Genomic DNA, 21,191 nt, shown 5'->3' on the forward strand with positions numbered 1-21,191 from the left:
CGCTGTTACAGTTTGATCGCGATTAATTTTAGTTCCGTTAACTCCTCGACCGCATACTTGATACCTTCGCGGCCAAAGCCACTGTCTTTTACACCGCCGTACGGCATGTTGTCCACGCGGAACGTCGGAATGTCGTTGATCATCACGCCTCCGACCTCCAGCTCTTCCGCTGCGCGCATAGCCGCGTGAATGTCACTCGTATAGATGCCTGCCTGCAAGCCGAATCGGGAGTCATTTACCGCCTCAATTGCTTCGTCCATCGTCTCAAACGGTGTAACGACAACGATTGGACCGAATACTTCTTGGCAAGAGACAGCAACATGTGCGCCCACATTCGTCAGAATCGTAGGAGCAAAGAGGTTGTCGCTGACAGCCTTCCCGCCAGTAACTACATGTGCCCCTGCTTCTACTGCTTCCTGTACCCATGCTCCCATGCGTTCATGATCCTTGGCGGAGATTACAGAAGACATGTCTGTCTCTTCGTTCAGCGGATCACCCAGCACGAGCTTTCCAGTGCCAGCCTTAAACTTCTCCAGGAACTCTTCGTACTTGCTCTGGTGAATATAGACGCGTTGCAGTGAGATACACACTTGACCACTAAAGGAGAAGGCACCTGTCACACAACGATCAATCAACGCTTGCGTGATTTCCACGTTGTGGTCGATGATTACTGCGGAGTTGGAGCCAAGCTCCAAGGTCACGCGCTTGAGTCCCGCTTTGTTTTTCATCGCAATTCCAACCGCAGGGCTTCCCGTAAAGGTGATCGCGGCAATTCGGCTATCACTGACCAGCTTTTCGCCTACGACTGCGCCTTTTCCAGGCAAAATATTGAGCGCTCCTGCTGGCAAGCCTGCCTCTGCGAAAATATCGGCCAGGATCAGCGAGCTAAGCGGCGTCTGACTCGCTGGCTTCAGCACGACGGTATTTCCTGCGGCAATAGCAGGCCCGACCTTGTGTGCTACGAGGTTAAATGGAAAGTTAAAAGGCGTGATCGCGCCGACTACGCCGATTGGCTTGCGTACCGTAAAAGCAAGACGTCCTTCACCACCCGGTGCTGCATCGAGCGGCACCGTCTCTCCGTGAATACGCTTCGCTTCTTCTGCTGCGAACTTGTAAGTCTGGATTGTCCGAGCGATTTCTACACGACCCGTGCGAAGTGGCTTGGCGGCTTCCTGTGCGAGGATGACCGCCAGTTCCTCCTTTCGTGCTTCCATAATCGCAGCGGCTTTTTCCAGTATCAAGGCGCGCTGACTGGCTGGCATTTTCGCCATGACTTTGGCAGCAGCTTTTGCCGCCTTGATTGCCTCGTCGACATCATGATCGTCTGCCTGAGCGATTTCTGCCAGCAGCTCCCCGGAGTAAGGGGAATAGAGTGACGCGTATTCTTTTGCTTCTTTCCATTGTCCGTTGATGTAGAGATGCTTTTTCATGAGTATGGAGAACCCCCTCGGGCGTTTTAGTTCGTCACGTATTGGCTTTTCAGAACATCTGTCATAATATCCAGTGCCTCTTCCAATTGCTCGTCTGTAATAACCAGTGGAGACAGGAAGCGCAGTACATTGCTGTGGACACCAGCAGAAAGCACGATGACGCCAGACTCGTAGCAGCCTTTGGTCAAGCCAGCAACGAGCTCTTTCGCTGGTTGTTTGGTTGTTGGATCGATAAATTCTACAGCGCACATCGCCCCCAGCCCGCGCACTTCTGCGATCACAGGGAAATCTTTTTGCAACGCGTGGAAATGTGCCTTGATCTTGTCCCCGATCACCTGTGCACGACCAGACAGGTCTTCGCGCTCCATTTTTTCAATGACTGCCAAAGCCGCTACACAGCCAAGCGGGCTTCCTCCATAGGTACCGCCAATCTCACCTGGGTTTGGCGCGTCCATGATTTCTGCGCGTCCCGTAACCGCAGAGATGGGTAAGCCTGCCGCGATGGATTTGGACATGGTGATGAGATCTGGCTCGATACCGAAATGGGTAGAAGCAAACATGGCACCAGTACGACCGAAGCCTGTTTGAATCTCATCGGAAATAAATAGGATTTGATGCTTTTTACAAATGTGATAGACACCTTGAACGAAGGACACAGGCGGAACGATAAAGCCGCCTTCTCCCTGAATCGGTTCCATAATTACAGCAGCCACTTCTTCCGGTGCAACCTCAGTCAAGAGGAAGTCCTCGAACTGACGCACGCAGAATTGCGCGTACTCATCATCTGTCATGGATTCCGGCTTGTTCAGTGGATACGGGAACTGCGCTTTATACGTAGCTGGAGCGAATGGACCCATCTGGAATTTGTACGGCTTCACCTTGGAAGTCAGTGACATGCCCAGAAGCGTACGGCCGTGGAAGCCGCGGCTAAAGGAAATGATGCCTGGGCGTCCTGTGTATTTGCGGGCGATTTTCACCGCGTTCTCGACTGCTTCTGCTCCACTGTTTGCGAGCATCGTCTTCTTTTCAAAGCTGCCTGGCGTGATTTGCGTCAGCTTCTCAGCCAAGGCAACATAAGGCTCATACATCCCTACGTGGAAGCAAGGATGGATGTATTTGTCTAGCTGCGCTTTTAGTGCCTCGACTACTTCCGGCGGACAGTGTCCGGCATTCAGTGTACCGATCGCTCCGGCAAAATCGATGTACGTATTGCCATCTACATCCGTAACCAATGCACCTGAAGCTGACTCTACAAAAACAGGGGTGTTGTTGCCGACACCTTTTGGAACGAACTGCTTTCTTTTTTCAATCAGGGCCGCTCCCTTTGGACCTGGCACACCAGCAGCTACGTTTACAAATTGACGTTGTTTGGACATATCGTTTCCTCTCCTCGTTCGAGATGGTATTAGTTGAATGCTTGCTTGTAAACTCAACCACGATATGTAGCAATACCTATGCCAAACGCCAGAGCTTGATGAAATCGCGTTTCCGGCGCTACGGTCACATCGAATTATTCAAAAATGAATCAAAACACCAGAATGATCGATTCATTTTTGAATTAACGATTCATTTTTGAATTACCTGGAACGAATCCGATATTTTTGCAGCTTGCGTACGACAGAAGGCTGGCTAATGCCGAGAAACTCCGCGATTTCTCCCGTGGTCCGGCAGTGCTCGGATGCATAACGCAGCCATTTTTCCTCTACCTGCTCCAGTGCTTCGCGAAGCGACATCTTGGAAGTAGCCAGATTCGGCTCCATCGCTGCCTGCTCTTCCCCTGCCAACCTGATTTCCGCGGGCAGATGCTGAGAAGTGATCACCTCTTCGTCCGCTGTGACCACCATTCTCTCCAAGACGTTCTCCAGCTCGCGCACATTGCCGGGCCACTCATACTGCATCAAGCCATGTGTTGCAGCAGGGTCCAGACGCTTGTCCATTCCGTATCGTTCATTGAGCGAGCGCACGACGCGCTTCAGGAGAGCGGCGATATCCTCTGGCCGATTTCGCAACGGCGGGACGTGGATCGGGACAACATTCAGGCGAAAATACAGGTCCTGCCGAAACTTCCCTTCCTTTACCATCTTCTCCAAATCGCGATTGGTGGCGGCAATCAAACGAAAATCCACATCGCGGTACTGTGTGCTTCCAACGCGTTGCAACCGTTTTTCTTGAATCACCTTCAACAGCTTTGCCTGCAAGGTCAGCGGCAGTTCCCCCAGCTCGTCCAAGAGGAGAGTCCCCTGGTTCGCCATCTCGATAATCCCTTGCTTGCCCTGCTTGGCGGCGCCTGTAAACGAACCAGCCTCATAGCCAAACAGCTCCGATTCCAGCAAGCCCTCCGGGATCGAGCCACAGTTGATCTCCACGAATTGTCCACCTGCACGACGGCTATTGCGATGAATTTCTTTTGCGATCACGTTTTTCCCGACACCCGATTCCCCGAGGATCAGGACAGTCGAATCGACAGCCGCGACTTTCTTGATGAGACGCTCAATGGCTTGCATCGGCTGACTCACTGCCACAAAGCCCTCCTGATGCTTTTCGCGCAGCTCCTCAATCTCAGTTTCAAACTGCTTGAGCTGCTCTGTCAGACCTTCGTAGCGCCGTTTCAATTCCATAATTTCAGTCAGGTCATGGGAATAGCTGATGATCGAATGCATACTGCCATCCTCGTTCCAGACGGGAAATGCCGTCACCATCAGCTTTCGACCGCCGGGTATTTCCTGCATGATCGTCTGCGGTATCTTGGCATCCATGACTTTTCGCGTGACAGATGGAGAAAAGACCTTCCTTTTTTCCAGCTCGATGACGTTTTTGCCCAAGAGCTCTTGCTTTCCAATGCCGTATATTTCATAGGACGAATCGCCAACCAGCCGGATATAGCCCTCAGGGTCCGTGATTAGCAAATGATCGCGAGACGTTTCAACAATAGCTTCCAATACGCGGCTCATCCACTTCTGTGTGCTCTCTTCTCTCTTCATTTCTTCGCCGCCTCTCGTTGGTCACGACTATTTTATATGAGAGGGACACATGTAAAACCTGCAAACATCCCCCTAATGTTCATCTATATACCCATCAATGTACACGTGCCTTCCTTCATTCTAGCAGAAAATGATTTTCACAAAAAATTCATATTCAAAATTACAATTTATAACATTAATTCAAATGATTTTATTACATTAACGATAGAAAAAAGGGAGGCGATACCATCATTAGAATACTCTTAGTTGTTATTCTTGGGCTTTTGGCATTCCGTTTCTTTGATCTTGACATCAACATGGGAATAGACAGAAAGATTACCGTAAGCATTACAGTCGTTTTGGTTTTTTGGATGACCTATCTTCAATATAAAAATCAAAGGAAAGGCAAATGAATGAAAAACAAAGAAGCTAGGAGAAACCGTTTCGTTTTATCCCAGCTTCTTTTTTGTCCCTTTGGGTTTAATAAAAACCGCAAGAACAACGACAATGTTTGAAAAATATGTAAAAATAACAGTAACAACAGCCTTGCGAGATGGAAAGGATGGTAGGAATGACGCCCACAGTCGGAGACATCTACTGTGTTTTTGTCGAGAAGCTGCAAAAGTACACAGCTTGCCAGGTCACATCGATAAAAGAGCCTGACACGAGCAAATCCAACCTCATCAGTATCCTCGAGCTGGACTGGAGCAGCGATACACTGCCTGATGAATCAGAGCTGCACCAGATGAAGCCCTTATATTGCGATTACTTCTTCTGGAACAACAAGCTCGATCACATCTATGTTGATCCGGCGGTGCCCAAAGGCTACATAAAAGTAGGGAATGTACCACCTCTCGTGACAGAAGAGACAAGGAGTTATGGCAGTTGGGATGTCGGAGGGAGCTTTTACCGTCAACACAAATGGAATCAAATTCCCGAGAAACGTCGCCAGCAGTTCAAACAGGCAGCAAATGATGACAAGATGATTTCGCTGGGCGGGAAGAGCCTGCGCCGATCTAACAACGTCATTCATGCTGATATCCTTCAAAGCCTGACGGACATCTCTGAATTGGAAAAGCTCCCTTGCCTGACACGCATCCATGCAGAGGAGCCCACCGATTCCTTGCTTGCCTTTGTCAAAAGTAATCCGTTTATTCTGGAGCTGCACCTGGAAAAAGCCAATGGCCCCTCACTTGATCTGACAGGAAGCCATCTCAGTAAATTCTCTCTCCAAAACGCGGACGGGCTGGAGTCATTGCATCTGAATGATTGTCTAAAAGAGCTCATACTGGGTAAGTCGCTTTCACCGAACCTGTTCATAGAAGCCGAACAGAATGGATATTGGCTGACCGCCTCATTCTCAGATTCGCTACCGCTTCACCGCGGACTCGACCAGCTAGGAGGACTCCATCTGCGCAATGTGACGGAACTGGACTTGCAGCCACTCGTCCAACGCTATCCCTCGCTTCAGAACATCCGTCTGTGGGGCAAGCCTGGCACCCTCCGCAATCTGGGCAGTATCAAGCACTTGAAGGAGCTACTGACGTTTACGACCTACGATCTGTTTGGCTTCTCCGGGGACGAGTTCCCTTCGCCAGATCAATGTCCCAAGCTCTCCTCGCTCTGGATGACGAGCCTCCCGGCAGAAGCGGCCAAGACCATTAAAGCCGCCTACAAAAAAGAAGTAAAAAATGGGCTGGATTTGTCCATCACCAAGCCGCGTAAGCCCGAATGGCTGGCGAATAATTTGACCAATCCGTTTCGCGATTGGGATGGCAGGGAGCACATCACAACAACCAACGCCAACAAGGCTGCCAGTCTTTATAAAAAAATGAACACCACGATCAGTGCGCTTGAAAAACAAAGCAGCGAAGACGCGACGAATGCGGAAGAAATACAAACCGCTTTGCGTGCATTGGTCAAGGAGTACACAGAGACTTTCAACAAAATGGATCGCCGAACTGGCTTTATCGAAACGGTTGAGCGGGAAGAAATTTTCGTTGTACTCGATGAGCTGCTTCAGTCGGCAAAACGGAATTTGGCTACAGCGGGTGTGGAAGTAGATGTGGACGAGCTTTTTGCTATTTTTGATCAGACACGTGATTTTTGAGTGAGAAAAAAGACGCCGCCTTTCCTACAGGAAGGCGGCTTTTGTGCTTAGGCATTCTTTTTGATTACCCACGTACTCATGCAACGCTGTCCAGCTACGTTCACCGTTTTGATTGGCTCCAGGAACACGCCTTGCAGTTTTTCTGTCATGCCCACCATCGTCCGTTCATTTACGAGAAAACGGGTGCTTCCGTCCGGCAACAAATAACATTCGTTCCCTAGTGGCTGCACAGCATCCTCAATCCCAATCGAGGACGCAAGACGCATGAATAGAATGCCTTCTGGTTTCAGTACCCGCCACAGCTCCTCCAGCATCTGGCGAAAATGCTCTTCGTTTTCAGCAAAATGTAGAACGGCATTACTGATGATGAAATCAAAGCTTTCGTTTTCAAAGCTCATGCTCTCAATCGGTTCCACACGAGCGCGCTCCGCTGACCAGTCCATTGTCAGTTGCGATGCCATTCGCTGTACAGCCTCGATGGCTTTTGCCGATTGGTCAATCGCATACACCGAATAATCATTTCGCAAAAAGTAGACCAAATTCCGCCCCGAACCGCAACCGGCATCGAGTATCTGCATTTCCTTCGTAACCCTTCCCTTTAACAACTGATCAAACAAGTAAATATCCATATCGCCAAACTGCTCGGCCAGATTCATGTTTATCACAGCCTTTATCCGATTTTTCTTCAGTGTACCAATTCGCTCTTCATCTTCCAATGATGGTCACATGGAACGGATTTACAAAAATGATTGTTGACACCCTTTGACTACAAGTGTAATCTTTAAAACAGAATCAACGACTACAAATGTAATCGAAGGAGGTGTCCTACTTGGACGAGCAACCGCGAATCTCGGATGCCGAATGGGAGATTATGAAGGTCATCTGGGCTAAGTCACCCGCTACAGCAGCCGATGTCATCCACGCCCTGCGAGACAACAAGACGTGGAAAGACAACACAATCAAAACCTTGCTCAGCCGCCTATTGCAAAAGGGCATTCTCACTTATGAGCAGGTCAATCGAGTCTACTATTACTCTCCTGTGCTCACTGAGGAAGAATGCAAACGCCAAGAGCGCCATTCCTTTTTGCAGCGCGTGTACGGCGGGGCCTTAAAGCCCATGCTGGTTCACTTTTTAAAAGAGGAAAAGCTCTCGTCCCATGAGATTGACGAGCTGAAAAAAATCCTTTCTGAAAAGGAGAAATAAGCTGGTGGATTGGCAATGGCTCTCACTCACCCTCAATCAAGCATTTACATGGACACTGTATAACTCCATCGAGGCCAGTCTTCTTGTGCTCCTGATCTTGCTCTGCCAGCAGCTCGGCAAAAAGCATTTCCCCATCCGCTGGCACCATGCCGTGTGGTTCCTGCTTCTCTGGAAGCTCGCGGTTCCTTGGTCGATAGACAGCACGATCAGTTTGTATAACTGGCTACCTACTTCGTCCTGGACATCCATGCAGGAAGCACACCCGCCTACAGAACCGATTGTTCTCGCAACTGAGGCACTAAATCGGCATGAATCTGCCTTCCAATCAGATGCCTCTTTAGTAAACAAAGCGAGCTTTTCCTGGATCAGCCTGCTTTCTCTCATCTGGATCTGCGGTGTCACCATTTTCGCTGGCACCATGACTCTCAGTACATACCGATTGCTCTCTCCGCTAAAAAACGATGAGTTCGTACAGGATGTAGCCATTTTGCGCGTCTTTTCCCAATGCCAAAAACAGATGGGCATCTCCAAATCCATTCCCCTGCGCATGAGTCCCCAGATGACAAGCCCTGCCTTGATGGGAATCTGGCGACCGCAAATCTGGCTGCCCACAAATCTTTTGGACAAGCTCAACGAGCATGAGCTGCGCCACATCTTTTTGCATGAGCTGGCGCATTGGAAAAGAAGAGATATTCCTGTAAACAGCGTCATGAGCGTGCTGCTGATCCTCAACTGGTTCAACCCGCTGTTATGGTACGCTGCTTCCCGCATGCGTCAGGATCAGGAAATGGCTTGTGATGCCTTGGCTTTGACTTATTTGCAGGAGACAGAGGTACCCCGCTATGGATACACCATGATCAAAATGCTCGAGCTGTATGCCTGTCCCAAACAGATTCGCTTCACAGCCGGGTTCTCCAGCTCCAAAAAACAGGTGAAAAGGAGAATAGAAATGATTCGTCACTTTCAAAAACGGGCTTATACGTGGACCCTATCTGGTATTGTGGTCGTCTTGGCTTTAGGCGTCTTCACTTTGACTGATGCAAAAAAAGCACTAGGGAACGAGGCTACCTTCGCCGTCCCCGCAGAAGGTACAATCAAAAGCCCTATTGATCAAGCAATCGGCTTGAGAATCGTAAACGACCTGAATACGCCCGTTCAGGCAGCAGCGGCTGGCAAGGTAGTCAAGGCTGAATACGATACAAAGACAGGGAAAGGCAACCAGGTCATTCTGGAGCATGAAGGCGGGTATCAAACCGTTTACTCTCATTTGGAAAAGCTGGAGGTCACCGCTGGAGTTGCTGTGACCCAAGGCCAGCTCATTGGTCTGTTGGGAAGTACGGGACGCAGTACGGGACCGCATCTTGCTTTTCAGATTCTCGAAAATGGTATACCTGTTGATCCGACGAAGCTGTTAGTAGACATAGAAGCAAAAGAATAAAGACCAAAGGCCACAGAAAAAAACATCTGTGGCCTTACTTGTTACGCTTATTGATTCGTAGACAAATCTTGTTTGTTACCTGAAAGCACCTTGTACAGAATAAGTGCAGTCACCAAGGCAATACAACCGTTCAGATAAAAAGAGGTCGCCGCGCCAAACTCTTGCCATACCCAACCGGTAAGAAGGGATGCAGGCAACAAACCGATTCCTGTAACCATCGAGTACATGCCCAGTGATGTTGCTTTCAAATCTTTCGGTGCAGAGGACGCAACCAATGACTTTTCTATTCCCTTCGTCAACGCGATATAAAAACCATACAGAATGAATAACAACCATAAGCCTGTTATCGAGCTCACCATTCCGAATCCAATATATACGAAGCCATAAAGGATATAGCCAACGGTTAAAATGACTTTGTGTCCGAACCGATCGGAAATGGCACCTGATGTGTAGGAAAACAGCGAAGCAACCAAATGAAGGACTAAATACAGCAACAATACACTCGTAGCAGAAAGCCCGAGATCAGTTGCTCGCAGCAATAAAAAAGAATTGGACGAATTGGCAACCGTAAACAGCATAATGATCAAAAGCAATTGCTTGGTCTCACGATTTAACTTCTTCCAGCTTGGTTTTGTTTTCGGTTCACGCGAAATCACCTTCGTATTTTCCCGCTTCTCCTTGATGGCAAAGAGCAGGCAGAAGCCAATGCCGACAGGAACCAATGAATACAAGAAAACACTCTGGAAATCTTTATTTCCATCCATCGTTAATAGGAGATATGCGATGCCGATTCCAATCGCCGCCCCGAGCATATCCATCATTTGATGCAAGCCAAATGAGCGTCCTTGCTTTCGTTTTCCCCCTGCTTCCGAGATGATCGCATCGCGGGGAGCTGTTCGTATTCCCTTACCGGTACGATCGATCAGCTTCCAGACAAAAACACCTACCCATGAACTGGCTATTACAAGGACTATCCTGCCGATCCCGGATAGTCCGTAACCCAGTATGGCTAACGATTTTCGTTTCTTGGAACGATCGGAAACATAACCTGAGACGAACTTGAGCAGACTGGTCAGAGCCTCGGAAACTCCATCGATGATCCCGATAATCATCGGACCCGAAGAGGCAAGAAAGATCGGAATTAACGGGGTAACCATGTATGTACCCATGTCTGTGAAAAAACTGACGAAGCTGAGCAGCCATACGTTATTCATGATTTGTTACAACCCAAAATGCTGTTTCGCCAGCTCTTTGAATCTCGCCTTGTCGATTTCCTCTTTGGTAACGACTCCATCCACCCATTGCGTAAAGGACGTACTCGTCAACGTAACATTGCCTCTCTCTGTCAGTTGCGTAAGCAAAGGGCTTTTGTTGAAGGGAGACTGTTCATGGTTAGCGATAATCGTCTGAATCTCGTTTAATTCCGTTTCATCCGTCACCAGCTTCTGCGAATCAAACGTATAGCCGATCCTCCAGTCCTTATCCTTGTGCCGCAGCTTCATTTCGAGTACATAATCGCCATACTCCGTCTGCTCTTTCTTGATCCGAAACTCACCATTGCGCGAAGAGACGGTCTCTCCGGTTAACGGAACAGGCTTCAACGGCAGGTTCGAACCGAAGCCCGTGTCGAGCAAATACGTTTGCCCCTCATGTGTAAGCAAAATCGTGGCATGCGTCCGACCAATCGTGTAATACTCGCCAACGTCATGCCTGTAAACAACTCCGCGAGTCAGATGGGCGTCAAAGCCATTTTCCAGCAAGAAGAAATAGAGCATCGGATTGAGCTCGTAGCAAAGACCGCCTTCGTTTCTGACCAGTAGCTTCTCCATGACGGACTGTCTGGAGATTACGCTCGTTCGCTCTTCCACAATGCACAGGTTTTCAAAAGGAATCGCCAATGCTGTCAGATCAAGGAGGCGATCCAATGTATCGAAGGTAATTGTTTCGTTTTCTGGCATACCGATTCTTTTCCGAAATAAGGCATTCAGCTCACTCATGCTTCTTCCTCCCACATCGTTTCTCCCACAAGTTTACACCAGGTCCTGCCCGAATGCCTTAAATACCAAGCAGCTTTAGCTTCCGATACAAGGTGCGAAGCCCGATCCCGAGTTCTTCTGCTACCCGCTGCTTTCCTTTCAAATCGCTGCCATGCTTTTGCAGCGAAGCGCGAATGGCGTCCGCTTGTGCATCGGCGACCCTTGCTTTGATAGCTGGACCTGAATGCGAAGGAGCCACTGTAGGACGAGCACGAAGGCGCGGAGGCAAGCTGTCCGCAGTCAGAACCGTGTCTTGCTCCATGTTCATGGCGTACTCGATGGCGTTTTCCAGCTCCCGCACATTGCCCGGCCAGTGATAGTGCGTGAGCAGGCTCATTGCCTCCCGAGCTATTCCGAAGAAGGTACGTCCTGCTTGCTCTCCGTACTTCTCCATAAATGAAACAGCCAAGAGCTCGATGTCTTCCTTGCGCTCTGCGAGTGACGGGACGTGTATTGGAATAACGTTCAACCGATAGAACAAGTCGGCACGAAACGCTTTTTTCTCCACGAGCTCCTCCAGGTTCTGATTCGTCGCCGCGATGATTCGTACATTGATGGGAAACGACCGTGTGCCGCCGATGCGTTCCACGACCTTTTCCTGCAAGACTCGCAGCAGCTTGGCCTGCAACGAGAGTGGCATATCGCCGATCTCATCCAGAAAAAGCGTACCTCCCTCTGCCAATTCGAACCGCCCTGGCTTTCCTCCCTTTTTGGCTCCGGTAAACGCACCGTCCTCGTATCCGAACAATTCGCTCTCGAACAGATTTTCCGGAATGCTGGCGCAATTGATCGCGACAAACGGATAGAATGCTCGCGTGCTTGCCTCGTGAATCGCTTTTGCCAGATGTCCTTTGCCTGTCCCTGTTTCTCCGGTAATCAGTACCGTAGAGCTGCTGTTACCGATTTTCATCGCCATTTCTTTGACCTGTTTGATGGCTGGGCTGTTTCCCACGATTTGAGCCAGGCTATCCGTTTTGCCAGACGAACGACTCCCTTGATGATCGATCAAACGCGGAACAGTTAACGATCCCCTCTGCACGCGAAGCACACCGCCAATGAGCTGATTGTTGACGATAATCGGAGTGGCCTCGGTCGGAGCATCCAGCTTGTCAACGAGACAATTGGCGATCGGCAAGGAATGCGCAGCCATCCCGGATAACGACGGCAGCAGCATCCGTGAAATCTCCGCTGGCAGCAGCTCATGCTGGGACAGCAGTCTACGCGCGCTGGCGTTCGTGTGAATGACATTGCCACTTCGGTCAAAGGTGAAATACGCATCGGCAACGGTATCCAGCGCTCCCTCCAACAGCCGTATAGAGTCATGAGACGATTCGATTTGTCTCGTCGCATGGGACTGTACAATCGCCGTAATCATCTCGCTGACTTCTGTCAGGATTTGCTGGTATCTCTCTGTATGCTTGGACAGGCGATTTTGACCTTCCTTCGTAAAGGATGTGAGGGAAACGACCCCGATTGCATGATTGGCTACCTTAATAGAGGAGAGCAGTTCGACTTTGGCGGGGCAACTGTCGAGAAAACGGCATCCTTTACACATTTCCATGGAGCCGGGTTTGTCTACCACATACTGACCTTTTGCCAACACGAATTCAATCGAGGGCACATGCACGTTTTCGCCTTTTTGTTTCAAATAGCGCTCTGTACTCACGACCAAGAGGCCGCGCTCGTTAATTACCGCAGCATCTACGTTCAATATATCTGAAATGCTTGTAATGACCTTTTCGATGGCTGGTTTGCACAGATCCAACGAAACCATGGATATCCTCCCTGCTTATTGTCCTTGCTCTCTATTTTACGAAATATTTAGATAGTTCACAAACGTTTTACCACTGATGTTTGTCAATAATGACAACTTATTGCCACTTTTGTCACTGTCATGACGGTACGAAACACAGTCGGAACCTCGTAAAATCAGCTTTTTTACGATCAACCAAGGAGCATGTTACCCCGCGCGGTTCATTCCACACTTGGCACAGTGATTGCATTATAAACTTTTCAACTAGGGGGAGTGATCAACCATGGTAAACACGAACGAGGTATTCAATCTGCAAGGAAAGGTAGCCTTGGTGACAGGTGCTGCTTCCGGTATCGGACTTGCAACAGCGAAACGACTGGCCCAATTCGGAGTAAACGTCATGCTGCTTGATATCAACGAGGAGCTCGGGGAAAAGGCGGCACAAGAAATCGTAGCGGATGGCGGGTCAGCCCGTTATTTTACATGCAATGTAGTTTCCCAACAGGATTGTCGTGCAGTAACGCAAGCGATCGAGGAAGCTTACGGTCGCATCGATATTTTGTTCAACAACGCAGGCGTGATCAGAAGAAAGACAGTCGTCGAGCTGGAAGAAGACGATTGGGATCTGGTCGTCGATGTCTCCTTGAAGGGTGCTTACAACCTCTCCAAATTCGTCATTCCTGTCATGGCGAAAACAGGAGGAGGCAGCATCATTAACACAGGCTCTGGCTGGGGCATCAAGGGCGGTGACAAGGCGGCGGCCTACTGCGCGGCAAAAGCAGGCGTCGTCAATCTGACACGGGCAATGGCGATTGACCACGGTCCGGAAAACATCCGTGTGAATTGCGTGTCACCCGGCGATACCGACACACCTCTGTTGCGTGAAGAAGCGCGCCAGCTTGAAAAAGATGAAGGAGCATTCCTCGTCTCCTCCGCCCAAGGGCGTCCGCTGGAGCGTCTCGGTTCTCCGCAAGATATTGCCAATGCTGTCCTATTCTTTGCCAGCGACTTGTCATCCTGGGTGACGGGCTCCGTACTGGTCGTCGACGGCGGCGGTTTGGCTTAATGTATCGTTATTTCGACTGAATATTCCAACGAAGAAATGGAGGAACCATGTGATGAGCGTACAGCGTTATGCCCACCCGTATATTCCGAATTCTGCACCTGCAGTTAAAGAGAAAATGCTTGCCGAAATCGGCTTTTCCAGCATCGAGGATATCTATGCGGACATTCCCGGGGAGCTGCGCCTAAAAGAAAAAATGAACATCCCGAAAGCTTTGACCGAATACGAGCTGGAACGCCACGTCAACCAGCTCATGAACAAAAACCAAACCACAAAAGAAAATATCAGCTTTCTCGGCGCAGGTTGCTGGCCGCATTTTGTTCCGGCTGTTTGTGATGAAATCAACTCCCGCGCAGAGTTCGTGACCGCGTATGCTGGCGAGCCTTACGAAGACAAGGGGCGCTTTCAGGCGCTGTTCGAGTATCAAAGCCTCGTAGCTGAGCTGGTCGATATGGATGTCGTGAATGTTCCGACCTTTGACTGGGCACAGGCCGCTTCGACTGCTCTGCGCATGGCAGCACGCATTACCAACCGTACAGAACTTTTGGTCTCGAAAAATATCCATCCCGACAAGCTCTTGATCATCAAAAACTACACGTCTCCTGATCTTACCGTCACCTTGATCGATTTTGAGAACGAAACAGGCAGACTTGACCTGAATGATCTAAAAGCAAAGCTCAGTGTAGATACAGCAGCAGTTTACTTCGAAAACCCGACCTTCCTCGGCTCCGTGGAAGTACACGGGCAGATGATTGCGGACTTGGCTCATGCAGCCGGTGCCATTTGCGTAGTCGGCGTCGATCCCATCTCTCTTGGCGTGATGGAATCTCCGGCGAATTACGGCGCGGACATCGTGTGCGGAGATTTGCAACCGCTCGGCGTACACATGCATTACGGCGGTGGGCAATCCGGCTTTATCGCGACGCATGACGACCCGACCTACGTCATGGAATATCCGTCCCGCCTTTTTGGAATCGCTCCGACAGAGGTCGAAGGCGAATACGGCTTCGGAGATGTCGCGTACGACCGCACCTCTTTTGCCAAACGCGAAAAAGGCAAGGAGTCCGTCGGAACGCAAACCGCGCTATGGGGCATTACCGCAGGCGTGTACTTGGCGACGATGGGACCCGTGGGCATGGAAGAAGTCGGGCAAGGCATCATGCAGCGCTCCCAATACGCCGCCAAGCAGCTCTCTTCCATTCCCGGCGCCGAGGCCAAATTCTCCGCTCCTTTCTTCAAGGAGTTCGTGATCGACTTTTCGCAAACAGGCAAAACCGTCAAAGACATCAACGCTGCGCTTCTCGCCAAAGGAATTTTCGGCGGAGTTGATTTGACTGAACACTACCCGGAATTGGGTCAATGTGCACTCTACTGCGTCACGGAGGTTCATACCCAGGAGGATATTGATACACTCGTTGCCGCAATAAAAAACATCGTGTAAAAGGAGGAAACCGCCCATGAAAACATCCGAAGGAACAATCGGCAAAATGAAACGGATTCCGAGAGACCATAAGGTACGCCGCTTTCACCAAGCAAAGTGGGATGAGCCTGTCATTTTCGAGCTGAGCCAGCCCGGCGAGCGTGGCGTCGAGGTCCCGCCCGTCGAGCCACAAATTGTGGAGACCGTAGGCGATGGCATCTCTCAGCTACCAGACAGCCTGCGGCGAAAAAAACGGCCGAATCTTCCCGAGATCAGTCAGTACCGCGTGATCCGTCATTACTCCCGCATTTCGCAGGAGGTTCTGGGGTCGGATTTCAACGTAGAGATCGGGCAAGGCACCTGCACGATGAAATACTCCCCGAAAATCAATGAACGCTTCGTGCGCTCGCCGAAAATGGCGGAGCTGCATCCGCTGCAAGACGAATCCACTGTCCAAGGGATGCTGGAGATGACCTATCAGCTCGATCTGTACCTGCGCGAGATTTCGGGAATGGACAAATTCTCGTTCCAACCGGGCAGCGGCACACAGGCGTTGTTTACCCAGGCCTCTATCGTGCGCAAATACCACGAATCTCGCGGCGAAGGAGAGCAGCGCAACGAGTTTATTACCACCCATTTTTCCCACCCGTCCCAAGCCGCGACGGCAGCAGTCAAAGGCTTCAAAATCATTTATGTACCTGCTGACGAAAACGGCTACCCTGATCTGGAAGCGCTAAAGGGCCTCGTCTCGGAGCGCACCGCCGCCTTTGCCGTAGCGAATCCAGAGGATACAGGCATTTACAACTCCCGCATCAAGGAGTTCACAGACGTCGTTCACGCCGCAGGAGGGCTGTGCTGCTACGACCAAGCAAACGCCAACGGCTTGCTCGGCATTACACGCGCGCTGGAAGCAGGCTTTGACATGTGCTTCTTCAACCTGCACAAAACCTTCTCCGTCCCACACGCTTGCGGCGGACCTGCAACAGGTGCCATCGGGGTCACTGCCGAGCTTGCGCCATTCCTGCCAGGACCGATCGTAGACTTCGACGGAGAGCGTTACTTCTATAAGCGTGATTTGAAAAACAGCATCGGGAAAGTCCGCAGCTTTTACGGCGTACCACCTGCTGTCCTGCGCTCCTACGCTTGGGTCCGGGCGCTTGGTGCTGACGGCTTGAGGGAAGTTGCCGAAATCGCTTGCCTCAACAACAACTATCTCTATCACAAAATCCTGCAAATCCGCGGTGCGAGCGCACCCTATATACAAGGCCGACGCCTGGAGCAGGTTCGCTATAGCTGGCAGCAGTTAAAAGAAGACACCGGCATCACGACATACGATGTTCAGCGTCGGATGGTCGACTTTGCCCACCATTACTGGACCAGTCACCACCCGTACGTCGTGCCAGAGCCGTTCACTCTGGAACCGACGGAGTCTTACTCCATGGCAGAGCTCGACGAGTACATTGCGGCACTGACCCATATTTCACAGGAAGCCTATGAGAATCCGGAGATCGTCAAAACAGCACCGCACAATAGTACAGGTCACCGTGTCCTAGAGTCCGTGCTCGATGATCCTGATCAATGGTGTATCACTTGGAGAGCTTATCTGAAAAAGACGGCACAAAATTAGTTCATCTAGGGGCAAGGGCGGCATGTACGCCCTCCCCCTTTTCCTCTAGAGGCAGCATACTTTTTTGTTTCCTAGCTGGGTCAGCAAGACGTTTTGCACACCATATCTGTTAGGGGGATTCTCGTATGAGGAAGAAAGGTTTGTTTCCTGTCACTCTTTTGGTCAGTTCGCTCGTGCTCTCTATTTTGGGAGGCTGTGCTTCCAATGCCGCCCCACCACAATCGCCAACAAATGCAACCCCTTCCACCACTCCCTCTACTCCCTCCACTACACCAGAACAGCCTGCTTCTGATGTGAAACTCAAGCTCGTCCATGAAGGAAAACTGACATTTGCGATGAGCGGTCTGCTCAAGCCACTCAACTACAAAGACACGAATGGCGTACTGACCGGATTCGATGTGGAGATCGGCAATGAGATCGCCAAACGGATCGGACTCGAAGCCAATCCCGTAACCAATCCGTGGGAAACGATTCTGCAAGGGCTGAAGGGCGGGAAATACGATGCCATTATCGGCAGCATGACGCACACAGAAGAACGTGCCAAGCAAGTAGACTTCACCGAGCCCTATTACATCTCCGGCGGGCAAATTTTCATTGCCGAGACCAATGACTCGATCAAAACGCAGGACGATCTGCAAGGCAAAGTCATCGGTGTCGTCCAGGCAAGCACTCACAAGGAGGTAGCCGAAACCTTAACGGATAAGACAAAAGTAAAAGGCTATCCCACAGACATCTACGCCTTGCAGGATCTGGTCCCCGGTCGGGTCGACGCCGTAATCACAGACCGTGTCGTCGGAACCTCTGCGATCAAGAATCAAGGTCTGAAAATCAAAGCGACAGGCGAGGTTTTGAACAAGGAAAACATTGCGATCGCCGTAACCAAAGACAACCCTGAGCTGACCAAAAAAATCAATGAAGCCATCAAAGCCATGATTGAAGACGGCACCTACGAGCAAATCAGCGTGAAATGGTTCGGATCGAACCTGTTGAAATAACGTGGGAGGTTGAGCAGCCATGGGTTTTGTAACCAGTATCATTGATATATTTACGATTCATGGAAAAGCTTTTTTGGAGGCCGCTTGGATTACCGTTTCGCTCACGGCTGTATCCTTGGCGATGGCCTCTGTGATCGGACTCGTCTTCGCCTTTTTCAAAGTATCCGGGATTATCGTCCTGCAAAAGCTGGCCGACACCTATATTTTTATCGTGCGCGGCATGCCGTTAATCGTCCAGCTCATGTTCCTCTACTACGGGATATCCAGTGTCATCGTGCTCTCTGACTTTACGGCAGGGGCACTCGCGCTTGGCATCCACTCTGGCGCTTACATTGCCGAGATTTTCCGGGGAGCCATCCAATCGATTGACCGTGGACAGATGGAGGCAGCACGTTCGCTCGGGATGCCGTATAGCCTGGCGATGCGTCGAATTGTTTTGCCACAAGCCTTCAAACGTGCCATTCCGCCGCTTGGCAATCAATTCATCATCGGACTGAAAGACTCTTCACTCGTCGCGTACATTGCCGTAACAGAGCTGTTTAACCGTGCCTTGTCTGCACAAGCAGAGAACTTCATGCCTTTTGAAACGTATTTCGTCGTCGGACTGTATTACCTCGCACTCGTCGCCATCTTTTCCTTTCTTTTAAACCGTGTGGAAAAACGTCTCGATACTGGTAGGACGTCCGTCAGCACTCCAAAACCAAAAGAGGTGGCAGCATGATCAAGGTACGCAATCTGGCCAAGTCATTCGGGAACCTGCATGTACTTAAAAACATCACGCTGTCGATTCAAAAATCAGAAGTGGTTGTGCTGATCGGAGCGAGTGGGTCAGGGAAAAGCACGCTATTGAGATGTCTGAACTTTCTGGAAATAAAAGACAAAGGTGATATCGAGATCAACAATCAGGTCATCGATGTCAAAAACAGTGACTTGAACAAAGTACGCGAGCATGTCGGCATGGTTTTTCAGCATTTCAATCTGTTCCCGCATATGACCGTGCTGGAAAACGTGATTGAAGCACCGATCTACGTCAAAAGGAAAACCAAGATGGAAGCGACCGCAAAAGCCATGGAGCTATTACGGCGCGTCGGATTGACAGACAAAGCAAACGCCTATCCCGAGCAGCTCTCCGGCGGGCAGAAGCAGCGTGTCGCGATTGCCCGTGCTCTGGCGATGGAGCCGGATGTCATGCTGTTTGATGAGCCTACTTCTGCCCTGGACCCTGAGCTGGTAGGCGAAGTGCTCGCTACAATGAAAGACCTCGCCCGCGATGGCATGACAATGGTCGTCGTAACGCACGAAATGGGCTTTGCCCGCGAAGTAGCTGACCGAGTCATTATGCTAGCGGACGGAGAAATGGTCGAAGAAGCCCATCCCCATGAGCTCTTCACCAATCCAAAGCATGAACGTACCAAGCGGTTTTTACAACAAATTTTGTAAGCCAAAGACGAGGTGGAACCCATGCTACAAAGCCGTGAATCGATCCTGCAATTGACCGATGAATTAGTCAGCATTGAAAGTATCGTGAACACGACCGGAGAAATCGCCGTTGCTACCCATCTATACGAGCATCTGAAGTCATTCCCCTATTTTCAAAAGCATCCAGATCAGTTGATTCTCTCCCGCACGGTCAACGACGAGGTGGAGCGCTACAACGTCCTCGCTTTTGTCAGAGGAACCAAGGAGCCGAGCGCCAAAACCGTTATTTTAATGGGGCACACGGATACGGTCGGCATCGAGGATTACAACCACCTGAAGGACAAAGCCTGCCATCCAACTGCACTCATGGACGCCTTGAAAAACGAGCCACTGCCTGCACTGGTGAGTGAGCAGCTGGAGTCAGGTGATTGGCATTTTGGGCGTGGCGTGCTCGATATGAAAAGCGGCGTAGCGAGCCACGTTTACTTGCTGAAGTACTATTCCGAGCACCCGGAAGAACTGGCGGGCAATCTCATGCTGCTTGCCGAATGCGACGAAGAAGACAGCTCGCATGGCGTCCTCTCCTCCTTGAAGAACTTGAAAAAATGGCGGGAGGAGCACAATTTTGACTATATCGCGCTGATTAACTCCGACTTCGTCGCCCCGCGCTACGATGGGGACCCGAATCGCTATATCTATAAGGGTACTGTCGGCAAGCTGCTGCCCTCCTTTTATATCACGGGCTACGAGACGCATGCGGGCTCTGCTTTTGAGGGACTCGATCCCAACTTTATCGCCGCAGAGCTGACTCGCCAGATCAGTTACAATCCTGACCTGTGCGACGAAGCCTACGGCGAGACACCTGTGCCGCCTGTATCTTTGAAGCAGACAGACTTCAAGCCGACCTACACGATCCAGACCGCCCTGTCAGCCTATGTCTATTACAATTTCTTCATCCATTCCTGGTCTCCGAAACAAGTCTTGGCACTACTAAAGGAGCAAGCCGAGATCGCTTTCGAAAACGCACTGACTCTGTTGCGTGAGCGTCATCGCCGCTTCTGTGAAAAGAGCGGTCAAGCTTGGACTCCACTCCCTTGGAAGACCCGAGTTTTGATCTACGAGGATATGAAAAAAGAGCTGATCGCCGAGCATGGGGACGCCTTCCTCTCGCACATGAAGCAGTTTAAAGAGGCCCTTTTGCAAGACAAAACCTTGGATGTACGCATGTTCTCAGCTCGTGTGGTTGAGGAGGAGGTCAAGTGGATGAAGGACAGAAGCCCCGCCATCATCTTGTTCTATTCCTCACTCTACTCTCCCCGCATCGAACTCGTTGGCAAGGACGACCGGGAGCAAAACTTGATAGAGGCATTGGAACAAGCCGTTGCGGCTGTCCAGCCGGATTATGCACACCCAATCGTGACGCGCAACTTTTTCCCGTACGTTTGCGATATGAGCTGCGTGGCGCTTTCAGACGATGAGGAAGGCATTCTCGCGATCGAAGAGAACAACCCGAGCTGGGGCAGCAAGCATTACGTCGAGTATCAGGACATTCGGGACATCAATGTACCTTGCATCAACATCGGTCCGTATGGGTACGATGCGCATAACCGTTTTGAACGGATGGAGATTACGTATTCGACAGAAGTGGTTCCCTCTGTGACGAACGAGATTATCAAGCGTCTATTGAAATAAGAAAAACGCCAGCTCGGATTGCACCAGGAGCTGGCGTACTTTTT

Annotated in this window: 17 protein-coding genes; 10 read left to right on the forward strand and 7 right to left on the reverse strand. The window is 50.5% G+C overall.

All coding sequences use genetic code 11. From position 1 onward, the window contains the following. Positions 1 to 5: 5 nt before the first annotated feature. The 3 genes from AB432_RS29505 to AB432_RS29515 all read right to left on the reverse strand — a co-directional run bounded on the left by AB432_RS29505 (position 6) and on the right by AB432_RS29515 (position 4,411). Positions 6 to 1,430 (reverse strand): aldehyde dehydrogenase family protein, encoded by a 1,425-nt coding sequence (locus tag AB432_RS29505; protein WP_048035338.1) that lies wholly within the window; start codon positions 1,428 to 1,430, stop codon positions 6 to 8. 26 nt (positions 1,431 to 1,456) lie between these two features. After that, a complete protein-coding gene (gabT, locus tag AB432_RS29510) occupies positions 1,457 to 2,806 on the reverse strand; it encodes a 4-aminobutyrate--2-oxoglutarate transaminase (RefSeq protein ID WP_048035339.1) in 1,350 nt (449 codons plus the stop codon). Positions 2,807 to 3,007: 201 nt separating this feature from the next. Beyond that, the gene (locus AB432_RS29515; protein WP_048035340.1) at positions 3,008 to 4,411 is read right to left on the reverse strand and encodes a sigma-54 interaction domain-containing protein; all 1,404 of its coding nucleotides are present in this window, start codon (positions 4,409 to 4,411) and stop codon (positions 3,008 to 3,010) included. 550 nt (positions 4,412 to 4,961) lie between these two features. Here AB432_RS29515 and AB432_RS29520 point away from each other — a divergent pair. Next, positions 4,962 to 6,500, forward strand: coding sequence for a hypothetical protein (locus AB432_RS29520; protein ID WP_048035341.1), 1,539 nt, complete (start codon positions 4,962 to 4,964; stop codon positions 6,498 to 6,500). Between the two features lie 47 nt (positions 6,501 to 6,547). Here the strand turns inward: AB432_RS29520 and AB432_RS29525 are convergent, their stop codons facing one another. Then, positions 6,548 to 7,156 (reverse strand): class I SAM-dependent methyltransferase, encoded by a 609-nt coding sequence (locus tag AB432_RS29525; RefSeq protein ID WP_048036000.1) that lies wholly within the window; start codon positions 7,154 to 7,156, stop codon positions 6,548 to 6,550. A 173-nt stretch (positions 7,157 to 7,329) separates the two neighbouring features. On the opposite strand from AB432_RS29525, the gene AB432_RS29530 reads away from it, so the two are divergent. Then, positions 7,330 to 7,704 (forward strand): BlaI/MecI/CopY family transcriptional regulator, encoded by a 375-nt coding sequence (locus AB432_RS29530; RefSeq protein ID WP_048035342.1) that lies wholly within the window; start codon positions 7,330 to 7,332, stop codon positions 7,702 to 7,704. A gap of 4 nt (positions 7,705 to 7,708) precedes the next feature. Beyond that, entirely contained in the window at positions 7,709 to 9,142 is a 1,434-nt protein-coding gene (locus AB432_RS29535; protein WP_048035343.1) for a M23/M56 family metallopeptidase, read from the forward strand. Positions 9,143 to 9,189: 47 nt separating this feature from the next. Here AB432_RS29535 and AB432_RS29540 read toward each other — a convergent pair whose 3' ends face one another. The 3 genes from AB432_RS29540 to AB432_RS29550 are packed head-to-tail and all read right to left on the reverse strand — an operon-like array spanning position 9,190 to position 12,952. Then, entirely contained in the window at positions 9,190 to 10,356 is a 1,167-nt protein-coding gene (locus AB432_RS29540; protein WP_048035344.1) for an MFS transporter, read from the reverse strand. Positions 10,357 to 10,362: 6 nt separating this feature from the next. Then, the gene (locus AB432_RS29545) at positions 10,363 to 11,139 is read right to left on the reverse strand and encodes an arylamine N-acetyltransferase family protein (RefSeq protein WP_048035345.1); all 777 of its coding nucleotides are present in this window, start codon (positions 11,137 to 11,139) and stop codon (positions 10,363 to 10,365) included. Positions 11,140 to 11,197: 58 nt separating this feature from the next. After that, a complete protein-coding gene (locus AB432_RS29550; protein WP_048035346.1) occupies positions 11,198 to 12,952 on the reverse strand; it encodes a sigma-54 interaction domain-containing protein in 1,755 nt (584 codons plus the stop codon). Between the two features lie 262 nt (positions 12,953 to 13,214). Here AB432_RS29550 and AB432_RS29555 point away from each other — a divergent pair, with 262 nt between their 5' ends. The 7 genes from AB432_RS29555 to AB432_RS29585 all read left to right on the forward strand — a co-directional run bounded on the left by AB432_RS29555 (position 13,215) and on the right by AB432_RS29585 (position 21,147). Next, positions 13,215 to 13,997: an SDR family NAD(P)-dependent oxidoreductase gene (locus AB432_RS29555; protein WP_048035347.1), complete on the forward strand. Its 783-nt coding sequence runs from the start codon at positions 13,215 to 13,217 to the stop codon at positions 13,995 to 13,997. Positions 13,998 to 14,049: 52 nt separating this feature from the next. After that, positions 14,050 to 15,435: an aminomethyl-transferring glycine dehydrogenase subunit GcvPA gene (gene gcvPA / locus AB432_RS29560; RefSeq protein ID WP_048035348.1), complete on the forward strand. Its 1,386-nt coding sequence runs from the start codon at positions 14,050 to 14,052 to the stop codon at positions 15,433 to 15,435. 16 nt (positions 15,436 to 15,451) lie between these two features. After that, on the forward strand, positions 15,452 to 17,041 hold the full coding sequence (gcvPB, locus tag AB432_RS29565) for an aminomethyl-transferring glycine dehydrogenase subunit GcvPB (protein WP_048035349.1): 1,590 nt from the start codon (positions 15,452 to 15,454) through the stop codon (positions 17,039 to 17,041). Between the two features lie 125 nt (positions 17,042 to 17,166). Then, a complete protein-coding gene (locus tag AB432_RS29570) occupies positions 17,167 to 18,036 on the forward strand; it encodes an ABC transporter substrate-binding protein (RefSeq protein WP_048035350.1) in 870 nt (289 codons plus the stop codon). A 19-nt stretch (positions 18,037 to 18,055) separates the two neighbouring features. After that, positions 18,056 to 18,757: an amino acid ABC transporter permease gene (locus tag AB432_RS29575; protein WP_048035351.1), complete on the forward strand. Its 702-nt coding sequence runs from the start codon at positions 18,056 to 18,058 to the stop codon at positions 18,755 to 18,757. Continuing rightward, a complete protein-coding gene (locus tag AB432_RS29580) occupies positions 18,754 to 19,476 on the forward strand; it encodes an amino acid ABC transporter ATP-binding protein (RefSeq protein ID WP_048035352.1) in 723 nt (240 codons plus the stop codon). Before AB432_RS29575 ends, AB432_RS29580 begins: the two co-directional genes overlap by 4 nt. Positions 19,477 to 19,497: 21 nt before the next feature. Continuing rightward, positions 19,498 to 21,147 (forward strand): M20/M25/M40 family metallo-hydrolase, encoded by a 1,650-nt coding sequence (locus tag AB432_RS29585; RefSeq protein ID WP_048035353.1) that lies wholly within the window; start codon positions 19,498 to 19,500, stop codon positions 21,145 to 21,147. Positions 21,148 to 21,191: the final 44 nt, after the last annotated feature.

It is taken from the genome of Brevibacillus brevis (assembly GCF_001039275.2).
Lineage (GTDB): Bacteria > Bacillota > Bacilli > Brevibacillales > Brevibacillaceae > Brevibacillus > Brevibacillus brevis_C.

Excerpts from the sequence above, each read along its gene's own strand:
- AB432_RS29505 (WP_048035338.1), bottom strand. The coding sequence starts at position 1,430 with ATGAAAAAGCATCTCTACATCAACGGACAATGGAAAGAAGCAAAAGAA.
- gabT (WP_048035339.1), bottom strand. The coding sequence starts at position 2,806 with ATGTCCAAACAACGTCAATTTGTAAACGTAGCTGCTGGTGTGCCAGGT.
- AB432_RS29515 (WP_048035340.1), bottom strand. The coding sequence starts at position 4,411 with ATGAAGAGAGAAGAGAGCACACAGAAGTGGATGAGCCGCGTATTGGAA.
- AB432_RS29520 (WP_048035341.1), top strand. The coding sequence starts at position 4,962 with ATGACGCCCACAGTCGGAGACATCTACTGTGTTTTTGTCGAGAAGCTG.
- AB432_RS29525 (WP_048036000.1), bottom strand. The coding sequence starts at position 7,156 with ATGAATCTGGCCGAGCAGTTTGGCGATATGGATATTTACTTGTTTGAT.
- AB432_RS29540 (WP_048035344.1), bottom strand. The coding sequence starts at position 10,356 with ATGAATAACGTATGGCTGCTCAGCTTCGTCAGTTTTTTCACAGACATG.
- AB432_RS29545 (WP_048035345.1), bottom strand. The coding sequence starts at position 11,139 with ATGAGTGAGCTGAATGCCTTATTTCGGAAAAGAATCGGTATGCCAGAA.
- AB432_RS29550 (WP_048035346.1), bottom strand. The coding sequence starts at position 12,952 with ATGGTTTCGTTGGATCTGTGCAAACCAGCCATCGAAAAGGTCATTACA.
- AB432_RS29555 (WP_048035347.1), top strand. The coding sequence starts at position 13,215 with ATGGTAAACACGAACGAGGTATTCAATCTGCAAGGAAAGGTAGCCTTG.
- gcvPA (WP_048035348.1), top strand. The coding sequence starts at position 14,050 with ATGAGCGTACAGCGTTATGCCCACCCGTATATTCCGAATTCTGCACCT.
- gcvPB (WP_048035349.1), top strand. The coding sequence starts at position 15,452 with ATGAAAACATCCGAAGGAACAATCGGCAAAATGAAACGGATTCCGAGA.
- AB432_RS29570 (WP_048035350.1), top strand. The coding sequence starts at position 17,167 with ATGAGGAAGAAAGGTTTGTTTCCTGTCACTCTTTTGGTCAGTTCGCTC.
- AB432_RS29575 (WP_048035351.1), top strand. The coding sequence starts at position 18,056 with ATGGGTTTTGTAACCAGTATCATTGATATATTTACGATTCATGGAAAA.
- AB432_RS29580 (WP_048035352.1), top strand. The coding sequence starts at position 18,754 with ATGATCAAGGTACGCAATCTGGCCAAGTCATTCGGGAACCTGCATGTA.
- AB432_RS29585 (WP_048035353.1), top strand. The coding sequence starts at position 19,498 with ATGCTACAAAGCCGTGAATCGATCCTGCAATTGACCGATGAATTAGTC.